Source organism: Carboxylicivirga taeanensis (genome assembly GCF_051851475.1).
Classification (GTDB): domain Bacteria; phylum Bacteroidota; class Bacteroidia; order Bacteroidales; family Marinilabiliaceae; genus Carboxylicivirga; species Carboxylicivirga taeanensis.
Map to the genome: position 1 here is coordinate 646,132 of NZ_JBPUSJ010000001.1, position 24,829 is coordinate 670,960.

Sequence of the window (24,829 nt, forward strand, 5' to 3'; positions counted from 1 at the left end):
ATGAAATAGGGAATTTGTTATGGCAAAGCAGGTTGATCTAAGTGCTTCTTTAAAAAAGCACTTTGGGTTTGATACCTTCAAGGGGAATCAAGAGGAGGTCATCAACAATGTATTAAAAGGGAATGACACTTTTGTGTTAATGCCAACAGGTGGCGGAAAATCATTATGCTATCAACTTCCAGCACTTATGCTGGAAGGGACAGCAATTATCATTTCGCCACTCATCGCGTTGATGAAAAATCAAGTGGATGCAATGCGTAACTTCAGTGAAGACGACGGTATTGCTCACTTTTTAAATTCATCGCTCACAAAAACGGCAATTAACAAGGTTAAAGAAGACATTCTTGCGGGAAAAACGAAATTACTGTACGTTGCACCTGAATCATTGACCAAAGAAGAGAACATTGAGTTTTTAAAACAGGTACAGATCTCATTTTATGCGGTTGATGAAGCCCACTGTATCTCTGAATGGGGACACGACTTCAGACCGGAGTACCGGCGTATTCGGCCAATAATAGGAGAAATTGGCGACTCCCCTGTGATTGCACTCACCGCCACAGCGACCCCAAAAGTTCAGCACGACATTCAAAAGAACTTGGGCATGCTCAATGCCATGGTGTTTAAATCTTCCTTTAACAGGCCCAACCTGTTTTACGAAGTACGCCCCAAAATGCACCCCTCAAAGGAAATAATCAAAATCCTGAAAAATTATGTGGGTAAATCATCCATCATATACTGCCTGAGCCGCAAAAAAGTTGAGGAACTGGCAGAAACACTGGTGGTAAATGGCATCAAGGCACTTCCTTATCATGCAGGAATGGATGCTTCAACCCGGGCAAAAAATCAGGATCAGTTTTTAATGGAAGAGACTGATGTGATTGTCGCCACCATCGCTTTTGGTATGGGCATTGATAAACCAGATGTTCGCTTGGTTATCCACTACGATATTCCGAAGAGTTTAGAGGGCTACTACCAGGAAACCGGCAGAGCAGGGCGAGATGGTGGAGAAGGCCGCTGCATCGCTTTTTACAGCTATAAGGACATCCAAAAGCTGGAAAAGTTTATGCAAGGTAAACCTTTAGCCGAACAGGAAATTGGCAAGCAGTTACTATTAGAAACAGTAGCTTATGCCGAATCGTCGGTTTGCCGCCGCAAAACACTCCTGCATTACTTTGGAGAAAAGTACCAGGTAACCGACTGTGAAACCTGCGACAACTGTGTTAATCCGAAAGAAGAGTTTGAAGCGAAAGACAGCATTGTCATGCTCCTTTCAATGATTCTTCAGTTAAAAGAGCGATTTAAATCGGATCATATCATCAATGTTCTCACCGGCAACGCCACCACTGCGGTCAAATCTTACAAACACAATGAACTGGATGATTTTGGTTCTGGTGACGAGTTTGATGAGAAGTATTGGAATGCTGTTGTTCGCCAATCGTTGGTAAGAGGACTCATCATAAAAGATATTGAATCTTACGGACTATTGCATATCAGCAAAACCGGACACGAATTCCTCAAACATCCACACTCAATTATGATGACCAAAGATCATGATTTTGATGTTGTTGAAGAAGAAACGAACACAGGAGGAACGGCTGCTATCGACAATGACCTTTTCAATATGCTAAAAGATCTTCGCAAAGATCTTTCTAAAAAATTGAACCTGCCACCATTTGTTATCTTTCAGGATCCTTCACTTGAAGCCATGTCAACCTATTATCCGGTAAGCATTCAGGAATTGCAAAACATACCTGGAGTAGGCACCGGAAAAGCTTCCCGTTTTGGAAAAGAGTTTGTTAAGCTGATAGCTAAACACGTTGAAGAAAACGAGATTGACCGACCAATGGACATGGTGGTTAAATCGGTAGCTAACAAATCCAAAAACAAGATTGCGATCATACAAAGCATTGACAGACAAATGCCTCTGGACGATATCGCAGCCTCCAAAGGTATGGAGATGAATGAACTGATTAAAGAATTGGAATCTATCGTTTATTCGGGCACACGTGTAAATATCGATTACTACATCGATCAAATCATGGATGAAGATCACCGTGATGATATTTTCTACTACTTTAAAGAAGATGCCGAAACAGATGATATCCAAGCTGCTTTAGAAGAGTTGGGCGAAGATCAATACTCGGAAGAAGACGTTCGAATTGTAAGAATCAAGTTTATTTCAGAGGTAGGTAACTAATAGTTTATGGAGTCTTGCGAAGCGAGACTCCATAAAGTTATTTTCTAATTAATTTTTAAATTATTAGTTATATTTCAATATATAACCAAACTGTTATCTAAAAAGCCTTAATATTTACAATTTTACTACATTACTAGCTTCCCTCAATTAACCAAAGTTAAGTACAACTAAACAACTCCACTCCCTTAACTACTTTATAATAATCTATCAATTAGGAATATACATACAGTCAATAGAGTTGCCTTCCTATTAAAAATAATGCCTCCGGCAGCAAAACAGCACCAATTTAATCTTTATTATTATGTTATAACCAGATTATTTATTGAAATAATTTAGAATAATTAACATTCTAAAAGTGATAAAATGTTATTAATACGTAAGGTATTTTTTTAAATTTGCTGCATATTCATAACTTAAAACGCGTACCAAATGAAAGATGATATGCTAAAAAGGCAGAAACCTAGCAAAAAGGACCGCAAGGATATGATTCAATACATCAACCTGCAACTGGCCTCCATTGGTCAACCTTTGTACTACGATGCTTGTGATGCCGACACTAAGTACTCAAACACCAAATTTCTTTCGCTAACTGAAGGATTAATCAATAGTTTCAAAGAAAAATCACGTTTGTTATCAGATCATCTGTCGCCTGCTGATACGCGTATTCAAAATTTCTTAAACAGTTACCTGAAAGATGTAAACTTTGAGGAGAGTGCTTATCGCTTACCAAGCAAAACATTTGTGCTGAACCAAAAAGGGTTGGCACGGGAAGTAAGTCTGCCACCAGATGCCAACGAGTTTAAAAGTGATCTTGTAAGCTCTTACCGTTTGAAGCAGGGTATTCTTAATAACCCTCTACACGATAAACGCACCACTAAGGGAACTTTCCATATTGTAGCCGGCGGTCTGCCTGTACCTCTTGATAAAAAAGAAGTACCAAAAATCGCATTTGCACACATGCTTAAAGCGGCATTGAACCCGTCTGACGAGATGAACATTCTTCCGTTTACCTCTACGCAGAAGGAGAAAGCCAAAACGATGGTTTCATTGTTACTTCGTCCGGTTGTATGCCCCGAAGTACCAGGTGTTATTTCCGAAAAAAGCATGGAAATACGTTTCTTTGCTCCAGGAACACTTGTTAGCAACCTCGATTTTGTTGAGAACATATTTGGAAATGCCGGCGACCATAACCTGGCCGAAAACGATGCTGCACTGGATGTTGAACACTGGACAGGAACAACTGGCTGCATCATCCTTGCTCCACAATTAATTAAGCTGAAGAAAAAAGATATCGGCCTGCCTCATTACGACGATGCCACTGAACGTCAGCGGAATGATGGTATGTGCTGGAAAGATGAAAATGAACTCTACAACGATGGTGGTGCTTTCAAAATCACTTGTCGCGACGATAGAGGCGTAGTTGTAACGCTTATTGCCGACAACTATTATGGCTATTCGAAAAAAGAAATAAAGACTCAAATTAGCTACTCGGCCAACATGGTTGGTTTGGTAGAAGAGGAGCATGCCGGTGGTGCCATAGCCTACCCTCGAGGTATTATGAGTGATAACGTGTTTGGCGAACTTTTTTCATCCAAATTAAAGGATACCTATACCTTTGATGAAGCAATGGCTTTATTGGGCGACCGCGCCACTATTTACCCTGAAGGCTATGCAGTAGATAACAAATTTACAGAGATTGTATACATTCAGGAGCATGCAGATATTGATATAGATAACTGCAAGGTGATGTGGAAAAAAGATGGTCAGGAACATTCCCTGCAGCTTTCACCGGAAAAAATATATATCCACCCATCGGGTCATAAATTCCAGTTGGCTAAACACCCAACTCAGTCGATGTGGCGAATTGTCAACACCCAACCAGAGGGCGTATTCTGTCACAAACCATGTACGGTATCAGGCGGTGGTAAATCGGAGATTTCAAAATCGATGCAAAATGCTATTCAGTATGGTACATTTAACATCGTTAACCTGGAAGAAGATTTTAAAGCGGCAGATGAAATTATCAACTACGATTTTTCTACGCGCTGGAAAACCATTCAACCAGATGCTGAACCATCACGCCCTTTCTTAAGTCCGCAGCGCACACTTGGCTCGGCTGTAAAACTACTGACTCCGTCAGATCAGTACAGCGACGAGTACAATAAGTACCTGAACACTATTCCATCTCACATTCGTTCATTGGTACTGTTTATTAAGCGCTTGTACCGTAACGAAAGCGAAAAAGGTAATTGGAAAGACTACATGTCGGTTGAATTTATCAACGGCCGTGAAGGAACCACTTTACAGTATAAAAACAACAAAGTAACAGGTAGTTATGTGCGCATCGGCTTTAAACAAGATGGCAACTGGCTGCTTCACAAACTTCGTTCAGACTTTGTTCCAAGCCAGAAGATTCAGATGGAAGATGATATTTCAGCATCCATTGTAATTCCGGCCAGCCAACTGAGCAACCTGAACCCTGAGTATAAAAATAAGAGCTACAAAGTTGTTACAAACTGCGAAAGTCACCTGTTCCAGCGTCCGGATGAGGCCATAATACGTGGCTACGATAAAGGGGCCGAAAAAGATATCGTAACTGAAAACACCTTCTTAACCAACTATGAGCCTTTAACAAAGAAAGATGCGATTGCCTTGTATGAGGATGCCATCAACTTTGATAAATACACTCAACCAGTTAAGGACCTGATTAAAAAGGTAATCGACAGCGATAAAGAAGGCTATTTTGTGGTACCTTCTCACACACGTATCGTTGACGGAACACCAACAAATAACCCTCGTTATCTGGAACGCAATATCTTTAAGGATGATATTATCGATAACTATCTGGGTGAAATTGGGGTGCGCTTATTCCGTAAAATCAAGTCAGAAGAACCGGTAATTGATGTGGTTAATGCCGTATTACCAGGCCGACGTAACAACCCAGCCGACAAGGCGAACGGTATTCGTCCATTGGCTGTATACAACCCAATTCATTACCAGGAGTTACCAGAATTGTTTATGGACTTTATCTGTAGCTTAACAGGTAAATCACCGTCGACAACTGGAGCAGGTACCGAAGGCGCACTTACAAAAGGGCCTTTCAACATGCTGGTACCAACAACCGATTTGAACAATGCGCTTCTTTCATACATATTAACAGAATATCAAGGTTTTAGCTCAGCTGCCGGTTATGTTGGCAACAGTCGATTCGACCACGATATCTCTATTCTGATTCCTGAGATATGGGCACGTTTGGTTCCTGAAGATCGCGATCCGAAGCTATTAATTGAAAATGGCTCGCTGGAGAAAATAGAGGACTTTGAACACAACGGTCAGAAGGTATTGGCCAGCCGCCTTGGATATCGCATTACCGAGAACTTTGCTTTCCGCTGCATGAACCGCTTATTTGATGAGCCACTGGCCGTGTTTAATGAGCAAATGCTGAAGCCTGAGTTACAAGGTATGGATGAGTTTGTTGATGGCATTAACAACATTGTAGAAGCCCAACAAAAGGTTGCCTTGCGTTACTTTGAAGATGGCAGTGTCGAAGGCGCTATTCCTCCATTGAAAATCTTATTGCACATCATGGCTTATGGCCAGTATGAAGGCAAGGAGATTAGTGACCCTGAACTACGCAAGTATTTCGACCGTGACTATGTAATTAATAGTGACTGGTACAAAGAACGCTTGACCTTAAAGCAAGAAAAGGAAGTGAAGTTTCATACTGAGCAAATTGCCTATCTTGAGAACTTTACGTCAAAACCTGAAAATGCAGAGATTAAAGCTGAGCTGAACATAGCCGGACGATTGGAAAAAGCTAAAAAACAATTAGCTTATGTTTCATCGGCTGCCTACTTGAAAGATCTTGAAGGCACAATTGGTGCAGATGTGATTTTCAGAGGCTAAACCAGCAGGTTATTCATTACAATACACAACAAAAGGGGGGTTGCCACACGGCAACCTCTTTTTTTATATCGTCTAAATTATTAACATTAACTTTACATAACGCTGACCACATGTGGGTAACTTTGGCCTGACAAGGGAACGAACAACCAACTAAACACCACATCATGCAAAGAGGGACCATGCGCTTGAGGTTTGCGCTGCTTACCAGCCTGTTAATCATCACATTCAGCACCATAGGCTTATACACCCATTTTTCACTGCAAAACATCCAGCAGAATATATTGATTGAAACCCACATGTATGAACTGGAGTCGCTCATACTTCAGATGCGCCGCAATGAAAAAGACTTTCTGGCGCGGGCCACGGTCGATCCCGCCTTTTATATTTCCCGGAAAAATAAGTATGCATCTAGCTTCGAAAATAATATGCAACAAGCAATCAAGCTGTGTAAAGAGCTTGCAGACGAGGAGTTAATTAAAGCCTGCCAGATGGAGCTGACGGTGGACTCCATTCATCAATCGCTAATATCCTATCAACAAATATTTGCTCAGATCCAACAGACAACACTTTCTAAAGGATATAAGGATTTTGGTTTGGTCGGTGAAATGCGTGAAGCTATACACCAGGTCGAAAATGCATTAACGAACTACAACGATGAGCACTTAATGGTACTGATGCTAATGGGCCGTCGACACGAGAAAGATTTTCTGTTACGTCACGACTTAAAATACAAACAGAAGTTTCAGGATAATATTGGCCAATTTATGACCACTATTGAGCACTCAGGCTACCCTCCTTTAGCCAAAAAACAACTTACCGAACGACTCAATAACTACCAAACCACCTTTTTAAACGTTGTAAATAAACAGGTAGAACTGGGCATTAATGAAAATAGTGGTCTCCTGGGGCAGCTAAGGGAAGAAGTACACAAAGTAGAGCCAATTATTGACCGATCAAAAAACCTACTGCTGGAAACACTCCAAAGCAATACCGCAGCCAACCGCTGGTGGATAATCAGTTTTATTTCCATTGGTGCAGCGCTGGTACTAATATTCAGTATCATCATTCTAAGAAGTGTGCGTAAAATGCTGGGAGCAGAGCCCTATGAAGTGGCGCAAATTGCCGACCGCGTAGCAAAAGGGGACTTATCTAGTTGTGAAACCATTGAGGGAAGGGCCAGTGGTGCCCTAGGAAGCATTGTAACAATGGTTCGCACACTTCAGGAAGTAATGACACATATTTCTGAGGTAGTGACACAGCTGAATAATATGGCGGAATCGTTGAATCACACTTCTCACCTTATGGCAAATGGTGCTCAGTCACAAGCCTCCTCCTTTGAAGAAATTGCTACGTCAATGGAAGAAATCAGTGCCACTGCCCAACAAAACTCCTCTAATTCGCAATACACCCTTAAAGCAACGCAGCAGGTAAGCCACGAACTGGAGGATGTCAAGGCCAAGGCCGGCCATTCTTATGAAACGGCAAAAAATATTAGTAGCCGGGTTAAAATAATTACTGAGATAGCCAACCAAACCAATCTTCTTGCTTTGAACGCATCAGTTGAAGCCTCTCGTGCAGGCAAACAAGGAAGAGGGTTTGCTGTTATTGCACAGGAGATTCAATTGTTGGCAGAACGCACGCGCGAATCAGCTAAAGATATCGTAACCATGGCCAACGACAGCCTCGACACATCAATGCTGACCACCAAAAGCCTCTTTAACCTGATGCCAACCATCAAACAAAATGCTTCGCGTTTTGAGGAAGTGGCCATGGCCAGCAATGAGCAATCGAGTGGGGTACACCAAATCACTCAAACACTGCAGGAGATCAACCACGTAACCCAGGAAAATGCGCTGGCATCGGAGCAAATGACAGACGCCGTGCAACGAATTAATGAACAATCTTTAAAACTAAAAGATGTCTTAGGCTACTTTAGCATCCGCGGAAAAGAATCGACATCCACTGTTTAAACAGCTCACATCGAAGGACCGTTACCAAATTGATAAGCAAGAGAGCCACATTTTATTCAGAAAGCAGCAGATTGGAGCCTTTTTTATTCCTTATCTTTGCAGCATGGTAAAGTATCTGATTTTACAAAATCCCGGTCATAACCGGGTGTTTTACAAGGAAGCCGGTGAACTGGCTGCAGCGGAACTAAGCATCGCCAGCCAGCGCTTGAGTGTTGAGTGCACCGATATTGCCACGCAGGAAGTAGCCGGTGTGCGCTACATCACATTGAGCTGCAACGATGACTTATCGGAAGCTGATATTAACATTCTGTCGCGACTCTCTTTTGTTTTTGCCATCTTCCATCAGTTTGGCATTTTTGCTGAAGACGGCCTTTTACCCATTCCTTTTGCAAAGTACGAGTACCTCGACAGCAAAATCAGCACCCTTCAAAAATACCCGGGTAAAACCAACGAACTCTTTACTAAAATGATGGTGAACGTGGCTTTACTTGCCAGTGATTTTACCTACGATGATGCCATCAGTTTACTCGATCCTATTTCGGGCCGCGGCACAACTCTCAACGAAGCAGCTGTTTATGGATTCAATGCTTTTGGTGTTGAAATAGAGCACAAATCCGTTCACGAAAACCAAGTATTCTTTAAAAAGCACCTGCAAAACGAGCGTTTGAAATACCTGTCCGACAGACGCATGGTATATGGCAAAAAGAAATCGGAAGCCATTTACATCGATGAGTTTGAATATGCCAACAGCAAAGAGGCTTTCAAAGATGAGACGCAAAGAAAAAAGCTCGGCGTTGTTAATGGAAACGCTCAGGATGTTGATAAATATTTCAAGAAAAACAGCTTTAACCTCATAGTGGGCGACTTGCCTTACGGCATTGCACACGGCAACTCAGGTGCCAACAAAAGCTCCACCGGCACACGCAACCCGTTAGAACTTATCCGTACCGGCTTACCGGCCTGGAAAGCGGTGTTGAAAACCGGTGGTACCATGGTGCTAGCCTGGAACAGTTTTGTTTTAGCTAAGAACCGCTTGGCCGAAGTATTTGAACAACAAGGGCTGAAAGTGCTAAATGAAGCACCATATGATGGCTTTGAGCACATGGTGGATAAATCAATTAAGCGCGATATAATTGTAGTCAAAAAGCTTTAATATTGAGTTGTCGAGATTGGTTAGCAGACCTTTACTGACCTGTTTCAGCCGATTTACAACACAACAGGCAAGTGTTGGGCAAAACTGGCAACTCATTAAACTCATAAGAACTGTAAAGTAGGTACAACTCCTTTATCAGTTTCTACAGGCCTCATACGGTTATAAAAAAATAGTTAGCGCCAAGCCTGAAAAGCATGCGTGATTAATAGTGTGCTTTTTCATCAAGACGAAAATAATTTTCCATCAAGACAAAAATGTTTTTTCATCAAGATGAAAATTTATTTCTGTCAAGGAGAAAAATTTTTATTCATTCTGATGGTTTTGTTTTAGATTTTACTTGTTGCAAGTAAGACATTAGAACTTGATATAAAAAAATGATAGGCCAACCGTTGCAAGTGACCTGAACAATGGTTATCGCGTGAAACTGATACTATCACCCTCGTTTATACCATGCTTGTTGCAAAAACCAGCCACCACCTCCACCACAAACTTGGCTGGCTTAACAGATGGAATGCCTTTTGGGGAGAAAGGCTGAGTGTGCTTATGAATCTTTACAATTTCGTATTGCTCATTTATATACAAGATATCCAGCGAAATGTAGGTGTTTTTCATCCAGAAGGATTGGGGTTCTTCCCGGTCCATGATGAACAGCATTCCCTGCCGGTCGCTCATAGTATATCGATGCATCAATCCAAGGGCTCGCTCCTGTTCATTTTCAGCAATCTCAATATCGATAATTGCTAACTGCTCAGCTAACTTTTTGCGATGAAAGGTTAAGGTGCCTTCCTTTGTAAAAGCATATTGTCCCTTAAATTGCTGCCCCTTTTGGGGTTGTGTACATGTCTTCGTGTTGAGCGTGATGGCTATCACTGCCAACCCCAAAAGAAGCAACAGGGGAAACAGGGTTTTTGTACCCTTTGTTTGTTTTTCAATTTTCTTCATATAAATGCCCAAACTAACTGAATGAAATAAGTAGTCCGCACTAAAATCCTAATCATTTGCCATTCATTCAGCAATCCTAAAGTCCGAATGGTTTAAAATTTATGACGCAATTCAACTTGTCAACATCATTTTGCAGCTCAAGCAGTCAGACGCTCAGTTCGTGACTTACCGCTGAAACTTGAAAATATATAATTTGCATCGTTATGCTATTTTAAGAATCAGCTATTAATAAAATTATGTTTGCTATTACTCTCGAGTTCCACACGCGTTCTGGGTAAACTTTCAGGATAGTTTTTCTGAATAAACTCAATCATTTTTTCGCGGACATATACCCTTAAATCCCAGGCTGTAGGTGAGTTTTTAGCACTCACCAATATCCGAATTTCTACCGTTGATTCCTTGGCATCGGTCACCTGCAGCACATTCACCTTTTTATCCCACAAATCACAAGTTTCCAATACTTTAGTCAGCTCATTCCGGAGAGCATCAAACGAAATCGTGTAGTCGGTATAAATAAATACACTGCCAATAATATCGGCTGTGGTTCGCGTCCAGTTCTGAAAAGGTTTTTCGAGAAAATAGGTAGAAGGCAGTACCAGTCGACGTTTATCCCAAATGCGCACCACAATATAAGTCAAGTTAATTTCCTCAATCCAGCCCCACTCATTTTCAACCAGTACGGCATCATCAACACGGAAAGGCTGCGTAATGGCAATTTGTATCCCTGCCAAAAGTGCGCCCACAATTTTTTGTGCCGACAAACCAATGATAATACCAACCACCCCGGCCGAGGCGAAAATCCCAATTCCTATTTTTCGGATACTTTCAATAGACATCAGGATTAAGCCCACACCAATTAAAATTATAAGGAATACCACCACTTTTTCGAGCAAATTAATCTGGGTGTGCAGCTTGCGCGACTTCAGGTTATCTTCTTTAGTGATATCATAGCGTTTCAGTAGCTTGGTCTTGGTTCGTCCCACAAATTCAATGAGCATCCAGGAGGAAGAGGCAATCAATAAACATTTACGAATGGTATTAAACAGGTCATTATCGAAAAACGCAGACAAATCAAAAATATTAAGCGCAGGATCTAAAAGAATCAATAGAACTAACAAACAGATGCTTAAAATAATTCGCAAATATTTTTTCATTGGTTTTGGCATATAATGATTACAACTAGGGATCATATGTGGCTGAACCCGTTAAATATGGCTTATGAACTCAATAGCATCCGTACTTGAACGAATAAAGCCCATTACTACCAATATCTGCATTATCTCTCAGTTACCAAAATGATAGCAGCATTTTTCAGTACCTCACCTGTTCGACCAATCTGCCGTCCTATTTAAGTAACCAAGCCTGATGTTGACAATAAACTGATGCACAGTTACATTTACGATAATCAACATGAATTAACAAATTATAAACAGGCGGCCATGAAAATTAACAAAGAAACCATTCCTACAGTTATGAATAAAGCAGGCATGCTATTACGTTCGTTGCAAAATTTTGGAACTATGACGGTTACCTACAACGAACTTCCAGCAGGAACAAATTTTTCCCCTTTGCTAAAAGGCTTAAAAAATAACCATTGCCATAGCACCCATTATGGGACTGTACTTGAAGGAGCTATCCGCATAAACTATCAGGATGGCACTGAAGAACTCATTTGTCAGGGTGACTTGTTTTATATACCAGCGGGGCACACGGCATTTGTCGAAAAGGATCTAAAAATCATCGTATTTAGCACCAGCAAAGAACACCATGAAGTGATGAACCACGTGGTTAAACAAATTACCCACAATTAAATAAATTGCAGCATCTCCCCATAAATTGGCCAAGCCCGACAACACTCTTTCAATAAAATAATTAGTGACCCTAAAGCGATGCAGGAAGAATGGACTTTTCCCTTTTGTGCATTGTAGCAGCTATTAACACCACTGGCAATCAAGCAAAAAAGTGGATGCAAGCACTCATTAGTTTCCTGTCTTGCTGACCAGATGCACCCTATCGGTTCAGCACCCAAATGTGCAGGGTTTTGAGATACACCATGCCTACTAAGTAAGGCAAAAAACGTAACTTGCCCGGTGCAAGAAAGCCTGAATACTATTCCATATTGAAAATATTTTAAGAAAAAATTCTCCTTGTTTATGGAATATGAACACCTGCTGCATCCTGCTATCAAGAAATAAATTTGAAAATTATTAAAATACATTATTATGAAACGAGCAACCTACATTAGCCTCTTCCTATTATTAGTTACCAACACTCTGTTTGCCCAAACCAACCAACGTTTAAAAGTGGAAGGACAAGCTATTATCTATGAAGTACCAGAGGAAATAATTGTGAGCCTTGATCTGACTGTTAAAGACAGTCTTTACCACGAGTGCTTCAGCAAAGCGGTTGAAACGATGGAAACCCTCAAAAACACCTTTAAGAAAAATGGTATTGACACGGAACTAATTAAGGCAAAGGGAATTTCGGTTAACGAAGCCTACGAATGGAAAAATAACCAGCGAAGCAAAACCGGTTATGTGGCCAATATTGCACTGGAAGTGAAGGGCATTTTTAACCAAAAGTTTTCAGATGCTTTACTAAAAAGTCTCAATCGCAAAGACCTTAATATAAACTACCGCTTTGCCTTTGGATTTAGTGAAGAACAAAAAGAAGAACTGCGCGAAGAAGCGATTGCCTTAGCAGTTAAAGATGCCCAACAAAAAGCCCAGGCGATTGCCAAGGCAGCTGGCATCCAGCTTGCAAGTATTGCCAATATCAATTATGGGGCCGATACTCCATTTTACCGGCCAATGAACCTCGTTATGGAGGAAGAATCAAGCACTCCAGCTATTAAGGCCAGAGCTGATAACTTTTCGGGCGTTGATCTTAACCCCAAAGAACAGCTGATTCAGAAATCAATTTCCATAGAATGGTTGTTTACCGAGTAAAACTAAAGAGGCTGTTCATTTTGTGAACAGCCTCTTCCTCAATTATGAGACGATTTCCTGATGAGCATTATTCCTCCGTGTTCTCACCTTCTGTATCTTTTGTTTCCTTGTCGCAACAAGCCTTCTTTTCAGCTTCAGTGCATGCTTCACTGGCAGTACTGTCTTTTTCGCAACAAGCTGATTTTTCAACAGCAGTGCAATCAACAGCAGTGCTGTCTTTATCTGCCTCCACTTCAGTCGCAGTTTCTTCTGCAGTAGCTTCAACTGTGGCTTTATCTTTTGCATCCTCGCCTTGGGCATTCGACTTCATTCCACATGATGACGCAACCATTGCTGTTACTGCTAATGCTAATAGAATTTTTTTCATGATTTTGATAGTTTGAGTTAATTAATGTATGTGAATGTAGTTTTTCAAAAACTCTGATTAAGAGATCCCTATCTAGTACGTCATAATCAATTCAGGGTTACATTTTTACATACACTAGATTAATGATAATAAGTAATATTGTAAGGTGATTTATGGTAGCCCTTACCAGGCAAGAGTTTCAGGTTACATCCAGTTGGTATTTTTTTTGATAATTATTAAAAGCTGTTAATTCAATGGGCTAAAAATGCACCTTTAAATACAATAAAGGAGTAAATGGCACTGCCTTAGAATTGATGTATATGGTATTAATCTGATCGATGGGAACCCGGTTTAATTGACTGTATTTAATATTATCTGCATCAGTTACATTAAGTAGAGAAACCCCTACTTCTCCGCTAAACCTTGAGGTTATCAGTTGATAAACCAGTGAAATATCCAGTCGATTATAATCAGGCTCAGTGTAGCTGTCATCGCTGTAACTGTCATACAAAGGAAGCCCCGAACCATACACGTAACAGGCCGATAAATGAAAAGGCCGAAGATTAAGCAAGCCGGCCACTTTAAGCTCGTGTCGCTGATCCTGTAAGGCTCTCCGGTACTCATCTTGCCCATAAAACGGAAAGTGTTCTTCGGTTTTACTCAAAGAATAGGAGGTCCATACCGAATGCCCGTTAAAATCCTTTTTAATGTATAAATCAACACCATAAGAACGGCTATCTCCGCTAAAAATGTAATTTTCGTCCTCGTAGCGAATAAATCTGGTAAGCTTATCGGTTGTTTTATAGTAAGCATCAACACTAAGCAAGAGATTTTTGGGCGTGTATGCCCATCCGAACACGTAATGAGTGGCCTGCAAAACAGGTACTTCATCATTATCGGCAATGGACCAGGAGTAACGGTAGTTTCCACTCTCATCCTCGACAGTGCTTTTCACCAAAAACTGATGATAATAACCCCAGGCTGCATTTAGTTTAATGTGTTTAGCTGTTTTAAACGACAAGCTTACGCGCGGATCTGCATACGTTCGATTCAAAAAAAGCGAATGATTCAGCCGTACCCCAGCCGTTAAACTAAGCCTATCTGCCAATTTTATCTTATCCTGGGCAAAGAAACTAAAACGGTTAGCCCGTTCACTTAAATCAATGTAACGTGTTTCAAAGGTATCTTCGTACAACACCAAATTATTGTGTATAAACTCGAGGCCCGAAGTGATGGTGTGCCGTGCTCCAATAAAAAATGTATTCTCCCATTGAGCAGAAAGCTCATCAACATCGTTTTGGGCATGCACATTATCTTTTAATACGCTGAAGGTATTGTGCCGATTACTCAACTCACGCAACTGTTGAAAATGCGAATACAGTGCCGAATAGCTCAGTTTTAAGTTTGATGCTAACCCGTTCGCAAATGATTTACCGTAATACAACGTGCCGCCCACCTGATGATTATCCTCTTCGGTTTGCTGCTTCCAATTTCGCCTTTCACTTTCCTGTCCGGCATTAACCACGAAATTATCATCGGCATAAAAGAGGCTCGCGAAAAATAAATCCCCATTATTTCCTTGCAAGGAGTATTTCAAATTTCCATCCCGAAACTGGTAGTCGGGCACGGCCTCAAACCGGGCATTATTACCCAGTAAACTGTATGCGCTAACATCGTCCTGGTCAAACATATTATAATACGTTTGCCTGAAAGCCAGTAATAGTGCGGACTTTTTAAAAAGCGGCACTTCAAGCATCCCGTTTAGGGTTTGATTATTGACAAACAGATTAACTCCTGGCTGGTTTAAATTACCATTCTTCCCCGCAACATTAACGATGCCGCCAACCACATCATCTTGCCGCACATCGAAGCCTCCCTTTTGTACTTCAATGCTTTTAGCCAAATACGGATTGACCGCACTAATGTTATCATTAAAGTTTTTCAGTCCCCAAATAGTAAAACCATCGAACTTAACCCGACTTGTACCTTCAGGGCTACCCCAGATAACCAAATCGTTGGGTTGCTCGCCAGACGCCAGTATACCAGGTTGCAGGCGCAGTAAATTGAACACCGAATTATCGCCATTACCCGGCAGGTAACTGGCAATGTGATGATTTAAACTGATCAGTCCGGGTGATTCACCTACCTGTATCGACTTTTCAACGATGTTGTTGGTGACCTGCACTTCTTTAATTCCATATACCGAAGGCTGCAACACCATAATATGCTGCTTCCCGGCCATTAAAACAGTATCCAGCATGTAACAACCTAAGTGAGACGCAGTCACTTCGTAAATGCTGTCCGTTTCAAAATTCATGCTGAACATCCCCTTGATGTCGGTAATGGCCTGCTGACCATTGGCCCTGATGTGCGAAAAGGGCAATGGCTCGCCCGTTTTTGCTTCAATTACTTTTCCTACTAATGTGATTTTTCTGCTGGTCGGTGGTGGTTTTAAGGGATAGATGATGTACACGCCCTGCCGCTTTTCAAAACCGAGCGGCAAGTTTGTAAGTAGTGCTGATAAAGCTTCATCAACAGAAGTAAAGATTTGCCTGATGGTAATTTCGTACTGCGAAAGCTGTTGGTCGTTAAATGAAAACTGCAACTGATAAGTCTCACGCCATTCAATGAGGATTTCATTCAGAGGCTTACTGTGGTAATCCATCTCAATAGTTTGCGACGAAACCTCGGAAATGCATAACAACCAGACTGATATTAAAAAGACAACACTTCGTTTCACGTATAAAGCTTAACTGATAATAGTATATCGCTGCACTAGCCTAATGACTTACCTGATAGCCCAAAGGCGTTGGCTCAAAATTGAGGCCCATGGACTGACAAATCATGCGCATAACCTGGTCGGCCGAACAGTTACGAGAAAAATTACCAGTGTATAAATCTTTGAAATGGCCAACCAGGTGAATGCGCACCCCATACTGACGCTCTACTTCTTCAAAAACATCTTCAAGAGGTGTGGCGGTAAAATAAAACAGTCCATTCATCCATGAAATAGCTGCTTGAGCATTGGTTTCAGCAGCACTTACGACGCTGCCATTGGATTGTATATAGGCTTGCATATTTGGTGTAATTTCGGTTGCGTCTCCACTAATTGCGCTGACAACGCGCACTTTCCCGCTGTAACAGGTTACTTTATAGGCGTTTTTACGGGCATAAATATTGAAACTGGTACCCAATACAACGGTGCGTCCAATTGACGAAACCACCTCGAAGGAGCGGCCCTTTTCCACCTCAAAAAATCCCTCTCCATGAAATTCCACTTCACGGTTGAAACGCCACCATAAAGGATGGTACTGTATAACCGAACCAGCATTCAAGGTGATGCTTGACCCATCGGGTAACAGGGCAGTTAGGTGTTGCCCCGATTCGGCATGAACGGTTTTGGCGTAAAAGCGTAAAAATGCGGTGGTAGCGAAAAGAACCATCAAGAGGGCTGCAACGGCCATGCCAAAAACAGGCAGACGCCTGGTTGTACCCATAGAAAACACTGCTTGAGCATCGGCTTTAGTATCCTCCATAACCAATTCAAGCTCATGCCAAACTTCCTCCTTTGAACGTGCGTAGTTAACATCAAGCTCAGGCAATAAATTCATCCAATCTTTTCCATTGCTCCGCTGGTCCATATGGTGCTTTTCTGTTTTCATTGTGCAGCCAGTGCTTCTCTTAAAAATTGTAAGGCATTCTTCATTCGTTTTTCAACCGCTTTAATGCTCAGCTCCAGTCGCTGAGCTATTTCGTGGTATTTCAGCTCTTCGTATCGGCTCATCAAAAATACTTCCCGCTGCTTTGGAGGCATGCGGCTCAGAGCCTGTTCATAGTTTGTTTTCAATTCTTTATAGTTCATGGCCTCTTCGGGCGATTGGCTACTTTCAGCAGCTGGCGTTCTGGCAATGAATGCCTGCTCTATCTGGTTGTGCCGGTATTTACTAATGAGTGTATTTTTAGCCATTTTATAGAGCAGTCCAACTAGCTCCTCTGGCTGTTTATCTAATTGCTTCATCCATATTTTTAGAAATACATCCTGCGCCACATCGGTTGCCATATCAGTATCCCCACTGCGGTAATATAAAAAGTTACGCAATGTGTCGAAATGTTCATCAAACAACCGTTTAAAATCTTCCCTTTTCAAAATAGTGATAATTGATAGACCTTGGCCTAGCTAATTTACTACTAATTAATTGAAAATCATCCCCCTAATTTAAAAGACCGAAGAAGCCTTTTGTCAACTTCTTCGGACCTGCTACCATACCTAAAACAACACTTGGACTTATTGTCCGTTATGATGCTGGTGTTTTTCTTGACGACGCTCTCTGACACAGTTACCAATGGTAAACTGTTTTTGTCCTTCAGCAGAAGTCATGGTTGCAATATTATCACATTGCCCGCTGCCATAGTTGATTTTGGCAAACTGTACTCCATTCTTTTCCAGTTCAACTTCGCCAGCAACAATATAGCGGCAGCCACCGCGCTTCATCAGTCGGTTAGTTATTTGACGACGATACATATTGCCGTCTGAATCTGAACAATCAACATTTCCTGTAATTTCAAACACATCATCTGAAGGATCAAGTGGCGTATTCATACCTGCCGACCATACACGCTCACATTCGGCATAATGATCGATGGTGGTACCATCCTCCAGAGTAAATGTTAAATCACGTACAATGGTGACTTTCTGTTCATCAATAAGAAACGTTTTAACAATGGTTCCGCTGATGCCAATTCCATCGATGGTAAAATCCTGGAAAGTGATTGTTCGCGTAGCGCCATTAACCAGGCGAGAATCGGTTTGAACAATAATAATGATGCCCGAAATAATACGCCCGTTGGCCAATTCAATGCCATCGCCATAATCTAATTTGATGGTGCGGGGCCAATCTCCACCTTCATCTTCAATCAGGATATTAGGACATATACCTGATTTATAGCGCTCCCTGAAACGGTGATGATTTGGCTCACCTCCTGCCTTAAGTTCCAAGTCGCCTTCTACAGCCAGCGCTGATAATGCCGCGTCATCCGTTCCTGTATACAGGTCTACTTCAAACTCGGTTGCTTCCGTTACATCATCAAGCGCTGCTTCAGTGGTCACCACAGACTCAGTAGTCGATTTCAAATCCACTTCTGCCATTGGCATTTCATTGATAATACTGTCGTTCTTATCGCAAGCTGCCAGGGCGGCCACAATTGCTAATGATACCCATACCTTCTTCATATCGTGCTTATTTAATGTGATTAGTTAATTTCATTGCCTAAGAGCTGTTGGCCAGCCAACACACTATGTTTTAAGTGCTCTTACATAAACATACCGCACAACAAAGAACTTACCCTACCCAGAAAATATATTTTTTTAAATCAACTGTGCAAATCACTGTGATACAACCCTTAAAAGAAGCACAACATCGTCAAAGCTGTTTATAATCTTGTTTAGGCAACAAAAAAAGCAGCTACCTCATTACGAAGTAGCCGCTTTTGTTGTTATTGATTGGATATGAGAGCGCTTAATCTAAACCTCGCTGACGAAGTAATGCTTCAATCTTTGGCTCACGTCCACGGAAGTTTTTATACATTTCCATGGCGTCCACAGTTCCACCTCTTTCAAGAATATTCTCACGGAACGATTTAGCAGTTGCCTGATCGTACAAGCTGGTTTCTTTGAAAGCTTCAAATGCATCAGCATCCAATACGCCCGACCAGATGTAGCTATAGTAACCAGCTGTATACCCGCTGCTGGCAAAAATATGCATGAAGTAGGTTGATTTATATCTAGAGATAATCTCTGGTATCAAACCAATGCTCTTTAAGTAATCCTCTTCAAACTGATTCACATCAAGCTCTTGGGTTTCCTTTTGGGTATGGTAATTCATATCCAATAAAGCTGCTGCCAAATACTCAGTAGTAGCAAAACCTTGGTTAAAATGACCACTGTTTTGAAGTTTTGCAACCAGCTCATCAGGAATTACCTCACCTGTTTTATAATGACGTGCATATTCCTTCATCACCTCAGGATCGCCCGCCCAGTTTTCCATAATTTGTGAAGGTAACTCCACAAAATCGCGTGGCACAGAAGTGCCCGAAAGACCATTATAAGTACAATCACTTAAAAGTTGGTGAAGTCCGTGACCGAACTCATGGAAAAGTGTTGATGCCTCATCGAAGCTTAATAACGCAGGTAAATCGCCCACTGGCTTAGAGAAGTTACAAACAATTGTTACCACCGGAGGAATGTTTTCGCCACCGCGACGGCTTTGCTTGCGGTATGCTCCACACCAGGCACCTTGCTTCTTGGTTGCGCGTGGATGCCAGTCCATATACAGAATTCCTTTATGTGAACCATCAGCTTCCAATACTTTAAATACCTGTGCATCGGCATGTGGCTTTGGAAACTCACCAGTGATTTCTTCAAATTGCAAACCAAACAATTTAGTGGCTACCGCAAAAGCGCCATCACGCACATTGTTCAGTTCAAAATAAGGACGTACTTCATTTTCGTCCAGGTTGTATTTCTCCTGACGTACTTTCTCGGCATAATACCACCAGTCCCACGAAGCCAGTTTAAAACCACCTTTTTCACGGTCAATAATGGCCTGCATCGCAGCACGCTCTTTTTTAGCTACCGGTAAAGCACGATCCCACAGTTGATTTAGCAACTCATACACTTTATCAGAAGTTTTGGCCATGCGTTCTTCCAGTACATAATCAGCATACGATTCGTAACCGAGCAGATTAGCTTTTTTAACACGCAGGTTCACAATTTCTTCGATAATTTCCTTATTGTCTAAACTATCGTTATTGTTACCTCGCATGTAGTAGCCTTTATAAAGCTGCTCTCTTAACTCCCGCTTATCGGCATACTGCAAAAATGGCAACATGCTTGGCTTTTGAGTAGTAAACACCCATTTGCCTTCTAATCCCATTTCAGTGGCTGTTTCTGCCGCTCCGGCAACAACGGAAGCAGGAAGACCTGCTAAATCAGCCTCGTTATCAATTACTAACTTAAACTTGTTTGTTTCGGTTAGTACGTTGGTTGAAAAATTATTGAAAAGCTCCGACAGGCGAGCGTTGATCTCACGCAATTCTCCCTTTTTATCATCAGCCAGACTCACCCCGCTGCGAACAAAGCCTTTGTAGGTATCTTCAAGCAACATCAGTTGCTCACCATTTAGCTCCAGCTCATCCTTCTGGTTATATACCGCTTCAACACGTTTGAATAAATCAGGGTTTAAGCTAATATCATCGCTGTGGGCACTCAATTTTTGACCAACTTCCGATGCAATTTTCATGATCCCCTCGGTACCATCAGCTGATTTCAATCCGAAGTACACAGACGCTACTTCAGATAGCATCTTACCGGCATCATCGAGCGCTACAATGGTATTTTCAAAGCTAGGCGCGTCGGCATTATTAATAATAACTTCGACCTCCTTTTTGTGCTCTGCCATGGCTTTTTCCATAGCTGGCAGATAATGCTCTGGCTTAATCTGCTCGAAAGGAGGTACATTGTAAGGCGTTGTGTAAGGACTAAAAAACGGGTTTGAAGCCTCTGCTTCATCTTTTTTTTGGTTTTGGCAAGCGGTCAGACCCATTACCACTACCAATGAAAACAATAAAATATTTCTCATCTGTCTTTATAAATTATATTGACTAAAAACGGTTGCATTCTAAAAGAACGGCAAGATATATAAATTAGATAGATTAGCTGTATGACATATAGCAATATCGAATATGTCTTATAACACATTACCAGGCATTATGGAGCTGGTGAACAAAGTCCGATATCCCCTGTTTTTTTACGACATTGCTAACATTAAAATAAAAATACAGAACACGCGATGCCAATATTACTCATTTTTTTGACCGTTAATTTTAAGTAATATTGCCTTCGCATAAAGGCTTAAACACAAGATATCATGGTGAAGATAAAAAGCAGAATCGTTAAACCAGACTGGCTTAAAATTCAACTTCCAAATACCAGCGATTATAAATGGATGCATAATACCATCCGCGATAATAAACTACATACCATTTGTACCAGCGGAAAATGCCCTAACGCAGCAGAATGTTGGGCCGCAGGTACCGCAACATTTATGATTCTGGGAGACATTTGCACCAGAGCTTGTAAGTTTTGTAACGTCAAAACCGGTAAACCCAATCCGGTGGATGTGAAAGAACCATTACGTATTGCCCGTTCTATCCAAATAATGAAGCTGAAACATGCGGTTATAACATCGGTTGACAGGGATGATTTGGAAGATGGCGGTGCCGAAATCTGGGCCGCTACAATAAGAAAAACCAAGGAACTAAACCCTAGCACATCCATGGAAGTGCTCATTCCTGATTTTAACGGTTTACACCACCTCATTCAGCAGGTTATGGATGCCCAACCCGAAGTTATATCGCATAACCTGGAAACCGTGCGACGTTTAACACCGGTCATACGCACAAAGGCGAAATACGATTTGAGTCTGAAAGTATTAAAATATATAGCAGACGGTGGTATGGTGGCCAAATCGGGCATTATGCTTGGCTTAGGTGAAACCGAAGAGGAAGTGTTTGAAACCATGGATGATTTGCTGGCTGCTGGTGTTACAGTCATGACCATTGGTCAATACCTGCAACCAACACAAAACCATTTACCGGTAGCGGAATATGTAACCCCTGAACAATTCGAAAAATATAAAAAGGTAGGACTCGAAAAGGGATTTAAATATGTTGAAAGCGGACCATTAGTTCGCTCGTCATACCATGCCGAACAACACATTAACGCCTTAAAACAACAGTAATGAACAACACTATTTTTGAAGATCTCGGCATAAAAGATTACAAAGAAGTATGGGATTACCAGGAGCAATTATTTGCCGAAATTGTCGACGTGAAACTGTATAACCGGGAGCATCCCGATACTTTGAAACCCATTACCAACCACCTGTTGTTTGTTGAGCATCCACACGTATACACATTGGGCAAGAGTGGCGTTCAAAACAACCTGCTGATTAACGAGCAGTTTCTGAAACAAATCAACGCCACCTTTTACAAGATAAACAGGGGAGGAGATATCACCTATCACGGTCCCGGCCAGTTAGTTGGGTATCCAATCCTCGATTTGGAAGCCCTTAGTTTACAAGTTAAAAACTATATTTTTAAGCTCGAAGAAGCCATTATTCAAACCCTGGCTGAATATGGTATTGAAAGCGAACGACTGGATGGAGCAACGGGCGTGTGGCTGGATACAAAGGTACCGGGCCAGTCGCGTAAGATTTGTGCCATAGGTGTCAAAGCCAGCCGCTATGTGTCGATGCATGGATTTGCCTTGAATGTAAACACCGACTTAAGCTATTTTAATCACATAAATCCCTGTGGATTTGTTGATAAAGGCGTTACTTCAATGGAAAAAGAGTTAGGTCGACCTGTTGATATGAATGAAGTAAAGGATTTATTGTTAAGAAAAATAATTAATATTTTCTCACTTCAATTAAACAAGTGACGCTAAACAACATAGGAACTAATAATCACACTTCGAAATTAATTTTTATTAACAATTGTAATCTAGGCTTTTGATTTAAGATATTTTTTCGAAAAATTTATGCTCTTAAATGGGCAATTTAGGGAGATGGAAAAAAGGTGGAGTATAAAACCCGAAAGTGACGAAGAAACAATCAATCACTTATCTGAGGTACTGAATATTAATCGTGTATTAGCTAACCTACTCGTTCAGAGAGGGGTGACTAATTACGATGAAGCCAAAGCATTTTTCCGCCCCAAACTGACCGACCTTCATAATCCATTTTTGATGAAGGATATGGAAGAGGCCGTTCATCGAATTGTTAAAGCGTTCAACAGCCGCGAACGCATCCTGATTTATGGTGACTACGATGTGGATGGCACTACCAGCGTGGCTCTCGTTTATTCTTTTTTGAGCCTGCACTACAATCATATCGACTATTATATTCCCAATCGTTACGAAGAAGGCTATGGCATCTCGTATAAGGGCATTGATTATGCGGCCGATAATGATATTACCCTGGTAATTGCACTCGACTGCGGGATAAAGGCGGTTGAAAAAATGGATTATGCGCGCGAAAAGGGGATTGATTTTATCATTTGCGATCACCACACACCGGGAGATATCCTGCCCAATGCAGCAGCCTGCTTGGATCCCAAACGCCCCGACTGCAACTATCCGGATAAAAACCTATCCGGCTGTGGAGTGGGCTTTAAGCTCATGCAAGGCTTTTGCCGCTTCAACGACTACAAGGAGTCGCAACTCTACAATCTAATCGACTTAGTGGCAGTAAGTATTGCATCCGACATTGTGCCCATTACCGGCGAAAATAGGATTCTGGCTTATTACGGACTGGAAAAGCTAAATTCCAATCCGGGAATTGGACTTCGTTCCATTATAAAAATAGCTGGTCTCGAAGGACGAGAAATTACTATCAGCGATATCGTTTTTAAAATTGGGCCCCGTATTAATGCAGCGGGACGAATTGATGCCGGTAGCGATGCGGTAGATCTTTTGGTTAGCCGCGACTCGGGCAATGCAGGCCTCATGAGTAAGGACATTGATGAATGCAATGAAACACGCAAAGACCTTGATAGAAACATCACCATTGAAGCCCACGAGCTGATTGCCTCTAACCCCGAACTGCTAAGTAAAAAATCAACGGTTCTCTATAACAAAGATTGGCATAAAGGTGTCATTGGTATTGTGGCCTCGCGCCTCACCGAATCGTTTTACCGCCCAACGGTTATCCTCACCGAATCGAAAGGTTTGGCCACCGGAAGTGCACGGTCGGTAGAAGGTTTTGATTTGTACAAAGCCATCGAATCGTGCAGCGACTTACTAGAAAACTTTGGCGGACATATGTATGCAGCAGGGTTAACCTTAAAGATTGAGCACATTCCGCAGTTTCAGCAGCGCTTTGAACAATACGTTGAGGACAACATTTTACCGGAACAACTAATTCCACAGATCGAAATTGATTCCCTCCTGCATCTTAAAGATATCACCCCAAAATTTTACCGAATCCTCAAACAGTTCAGACCTTTCGGACCGGGCAACATGAAACCGGTATTTGCTTCCAAAAGAGTGTTTGACTATGGTACCAGTAAGTGTGTAGGTAAAGACAAGGACCATCTTAAACTGGAAATAATAGAAGAACATTCGGCTGCTATTAAGCAAGGTATTGCATTTTCAATGGGCCATGTGGTAGACCATATCAAATCAAACAACCCGTTTGATGTCTGCTATACCATTGAAGAAAACGTATATAATGGCATCACCACCCTTCAGGTAATGGTAAGGGACTTTAAATTTGAATATACCGAATAGGGAATTATTTTGAATGCTTT

The 24,829-nt window shown here is 41.6% G+C and carries 17 protein-coding genes; 9 read left to right on the forward strand and 8 right to left on the reverse strand.

From position 1 onward, the window contains the following. Positions 1–19 precede the first annotated feature (19 nt). The 4 genes from recQ to ACSX1H_RS02820 all read left to right on the forward strand — a co-directional run bounded on the left by recQ (position 20) and on the right by ACSX1H_RS02820 (position 9,226). On the forward strand, positions 20–2,197 hold the full coding sequence (recQ, locus tag ACSX1H_RS02805; RefSeq protein ID WP_439182065.1) for a DNA helicase RecQ: 2,178 nt from the start codon (positions 20–22) through the stop codon (positions 2,195–2,197). Positions 2,198–2,626: 429 nt separating this feature from the next. Continuing rightward, positions 2,627–6,103 carry a PPi-type phosphoenolpyruvate carboxykinase family protein gene (locus tag ACSX1H_RS02810; RefSeq protein ID WP_439182067.1) on the forward strand — a complete coding sequence of 1,159 codons (3,477 nt, stop codon included), beginning with the start codon at positions 2,627–2,629 and terminating at the stop codon, positions 6,101–6,103. 164 nt (positions 6,104–6,267) lie between these two features. Beyond that, positions 6,268–8,073: a methyl-accepting chemotaxis protein gene (locus tag ACSX1H_RS02815; protein WP_439182069.1), complete on the forward strand. Its 1,806-nt coding sequence runs from the start codon at positions 6,268–6,270 to the stop codon at positions 8,071–8,073. A 103-nt stretch (positions 8,074–8,176) separates the two neighbouring features. Then, the gene (locus ACSX1H_RS02820) at positions 8,177–9,226 is read left to right on the forward strand and encodes a TRM11 family SAM-dependent methyltransferase (RefSeq protein ID WP_439182071.1); all 1,050 of its coding nucleotides are present in this window, start codon (positions 8,177–8,179) and stop codon (positions 9,224–9,226) included. Positions 9,227–9,637: 411 nt separating this feature from the next. On the opposite strand, the gene ACSX1H_RS02825 is transcribed toward ACSX1H_RS02820, so the two are convergent. Beyond that, positions 9,638–10,168 (reverse strand): DUF192 domain-containing protein, encoded by a 531-nt coding sequence (locus ACSX1H_RS02825; RefSeq protein ID WP_439182073.1) that lies wholly within the window; start codon positions 10,166–10,168, stop codon positions 9,638–9,640. Positions 10,169–10,386: 218 nt separating this feature from the next. Beyond that, positions 10,387–11,322, reverse strand: coding sequence for a mechanosensitive ion channel family protein (locus tag ACSX1H_RS02830; protein WP_439182075.1), 936 nt, complete (start codon positions 11,320–11,322; stop codon positions 10,387–10,389). A gap of 285 nt (positions 11,323–11,607) precedes the next feature. Between ACSX1H_RS02830 and ACSX1H_RS02835 the strand changes: the two genes are divergently transcribed. Beyond that, positions 11,608–11,979, forward strand: coding sequence for a hypothetical protein (locus ACSX1H_RS02835; RefSeq protein ID WP_439182077.1), 372 nt, complete (start codon positions 11,608–11,610; stop codon positions 11,977–11,979). Between the two features lie 411 nt (positions 11,980–12,390). Continuing rightward, positions 12,391–13,116 carry an SIMPL domain-containing protein gene (locus ACSX1H_RS02840; RefSeq protein ID WP_439182079.1) on the forward strand — a complete coding sequence of 242 codons (726 nt, stop codon included), beginning with the start codon at positions 12,391–12,393 and terminating at the stop codon, positions 13,114–13,116. 67 nt (positions 13,117–13,183) lie between these two features. On the opposite strand, the gene ACSX1H_RS02845 is transcribed toward ACSX1H_RS02840, so the two are convergent. The 6 genes from ACSX1H_RS02845 to ACSX1H_RS02870 all read right to left on the reverse strand — a co-directional run bounded on the left by ACSX1H_RS02845 (position 13,184) and on the right by ACSX1H_RS02870 (position 21,099). Continuing rightward, positions 13,184–13,483: a hypothetical protein gene (locus tag ACSX1H_RS02845; protein WP_439182081.1), complete on the reverse strand. Its 300-nt coding sequence runs from the start codon at positions 13,481–13,483 to the stop codon at positions 13,184–13,186. Between the two features lie 238 nt (positions 13,484–13,721). Further along, positions 13,722–16,202, reverse strand: a complete 2,481-nt coding sequence (locus ACSX1H_RS02850; protein ID WP_439182083.1) for a TonB-dependent receptor domain-containing protein — start codon at positions 16,200–16,202, stop codon at positions 13,722–13,724. Positions 16,203–16,242: 40 nt separating this feature from the next. Beyond that, entirely contained in the window at positions 16,243–17,124 is an 882-nt protein-coding gene (locus ACSX1H_RS02855) for a FecR family protein (protein WP_439182085.1), read from the reverse strand. Further along, complete coding sequence (locus tag ACSX1H_RS02860) at positions 17,121–17,609, reverse strand: RNA polymerase sigma-70 factor (RefSeq protein ID WP_439182087.1); 489 nt, start codon at positions 17,607–17,609, stop codon at positions 17,121–17,123. Before ACSX1H_RS02860 ends, ACSX1H_RS02855 begins: the two co-directional genes overlap by 4 nt. A 138-nt stretch (positions 17,610–17,747) precedes the next feature. Then, positions 17,748–18,692, reverse strand: a complete 945-nt coding sequence (locus ACSX1H_RS02865) for a hypothetical protein (protein ID WP_439182089.1) — start codon at positions 18,690–18,692, stop codon at positions 17,748–17,750. A 286-nt stretch (positions 18,693–18,978) separates the two neighbouring features. Further along, complete coding sequence (locus tag ACSX1H_RS02870; protein ID WP_439182090.1) at positions 18,979–21,099, reverse strand: M3 family metallopeptidase; 2,121 nt, start codon at positions 21,097–21,099, stop codon at positions 18,979–18,981. Positions 21,100–21,387: 288 nt separating this feature from the next. Here ACSX1H_RS02870 and lipA point away from each other — a divergent pair, with 288 nt between their 5' ends. The 3 genes from lipA (at position 21,388) to recJ (ending at position 24,809) form a co-directional block, all read left to right on the forward strand. Continuing rightward, on the forward strand, positions 21,388–22,260 hold the full coding sequence (lipA, locus tag ACSX1H_RS02875) for a lipoyl synthase (RefSeq protein ID WP_439182091.1): 873 nt from the start codon (positions 21,388–21,390) through the stop codon (positions 22,258–22,260). Further along, a complete protein-coding gene (lipB, locus tag ACSX1H_RS02880) occupies positions 22,260–22,961 on the forward strand; it encodes a lipoyl(octanoyl) transferase LipB (RefSeq protein ID WP_439182093.1) in 702 nt (233 codons plus the stop codon). The genes lipA and lipB overlap by 1 nt, the downstream gene beginning before the upstream one ends. A 126-nt stretch (positions 22,962–23,087) precedes the next feature. Further along, on the forward strand, positions 23,088–24,809 hold the full coding sequence (gene recJ, locus ACSX1H_RS02885; RefSeq protein WP_439182094.1) for a single-stranded-DNA-specific exonuclease RecJ: 1,722 nt from the start codon (positions 23,088–23,090) through the stop codon (positions 24,807–24,809). Positions 24,810–24,829 lie beyond the last annotated feature (20 nt).

Excerpts from the sequence above, each read along its gene's own strand:
- recQ (WP_439182065.1), top strand. The coding sequence starts at position 20 with ATGGCAAAGCAGGTTGATCTAAGTGCTTCTTTAAAAAAGCACTTTGGG.
- ACSX1H_RS02810 (WP_439182067.1), top strand. The coding sequence starts at position 2,627 with ATGAAAGATGATATGCTAAAAAGGCAGAAACCTAGCAAAAAGGACCGC.
- ACSX1H_RS02815 (WP_439182069.1), top strand. The coding sequence starts at position 6,268 with ATGCAAAGAGGGACCATGCGCTTGAGGTTTGCGCTGCTTACCAGCCTG.
- ACSX1H_RS02820 (WP_439182071.1), top strand. The coding sequence starts at position 8,177 with ATGGTAAAGTATCTGATTTTACAAAATCCCGGTCATAACCGGGTGTTT.
- ACSX1H_RS02825 (WP_439182073.1), bottom strand. The coding sequence starts at position 10,168 with ATGAAGAAAATTGAAAAACAAACAAAGGGTACAAAAACCCTGTTTCCC.
- ACSX1H_RS02830 (WP_439182075.1), bottom strand. The coding sequence starts at position 11,322 with ATGAAAAAATATTTGCGAATTATTTTAAGCATCTGTTTGTTAGTTCTA.
- ACSX1H_RS02835 (WP_439182077.1), top strand. The coding sequence starts at position 11,608 with ATGAAAATTAACAAAGAAACCATTCCTACAGTTATGAATAAAGCAGGC.
- ACSX1H_RS02840 (WP_439182079.1), top strand. The coding sequence starts at position 12,391 with ATGAAACGAGCAACCTACATTAGCCTCTTCCTATTATTAGTTACCAAC.
- ACSX1H_RS02845 (WP_439182081.1), bottom strand. The coding sequence starts at position 13,483 with ATGAAAAAAATTCTATTAGCATTAGCAGTAACAGCAATGGTTGCGTCA.
- ACSX1H_RS02855 (WP_439182085.1), bottom strand. The coding sequence starts at position 17,124 with ATGAAAACAGAAAAGCACCATATGGACCAGCGGAGCAATGGAAAAGAT.
- ACSX1H_RS02865 (WP_439182089.1), bottom strand. The coding sequence starts at position 18,692 with ATGAAGAAGGTATGGGTATCATTAGCAATTGTGGCCGCCCTGGCAGCT.
- ACSX1H_RS02870 (WP_439182090.1), bottom strand. The coding sequence starts at position 21,099 with ATGAGAAATATTTTATTGTTTTCATTGGTAGTGGTAATGGGTCTGACC.
- lipA (WP_439182091.1), top strand. The coding sequence starts at position 21,388 with ATGGTGAAGATAAAAAGCAGAATCGTTAAACCAGACTGGCTTAAAATT.
- lipB (WP_439182093.1), top strand. The coding sequence starts at position 22,260 with ATGAACAACACTATTTTTGAAGATCTCGGCATAAAAGATTACAAAGAA.
- recJ (WP_439182094.1), top strand. The coding sequence starts at position 23,088 with ATGGAAAAAAGGTGGAGTATAAAACCCGAAAGTGACGAAGAAACAATC.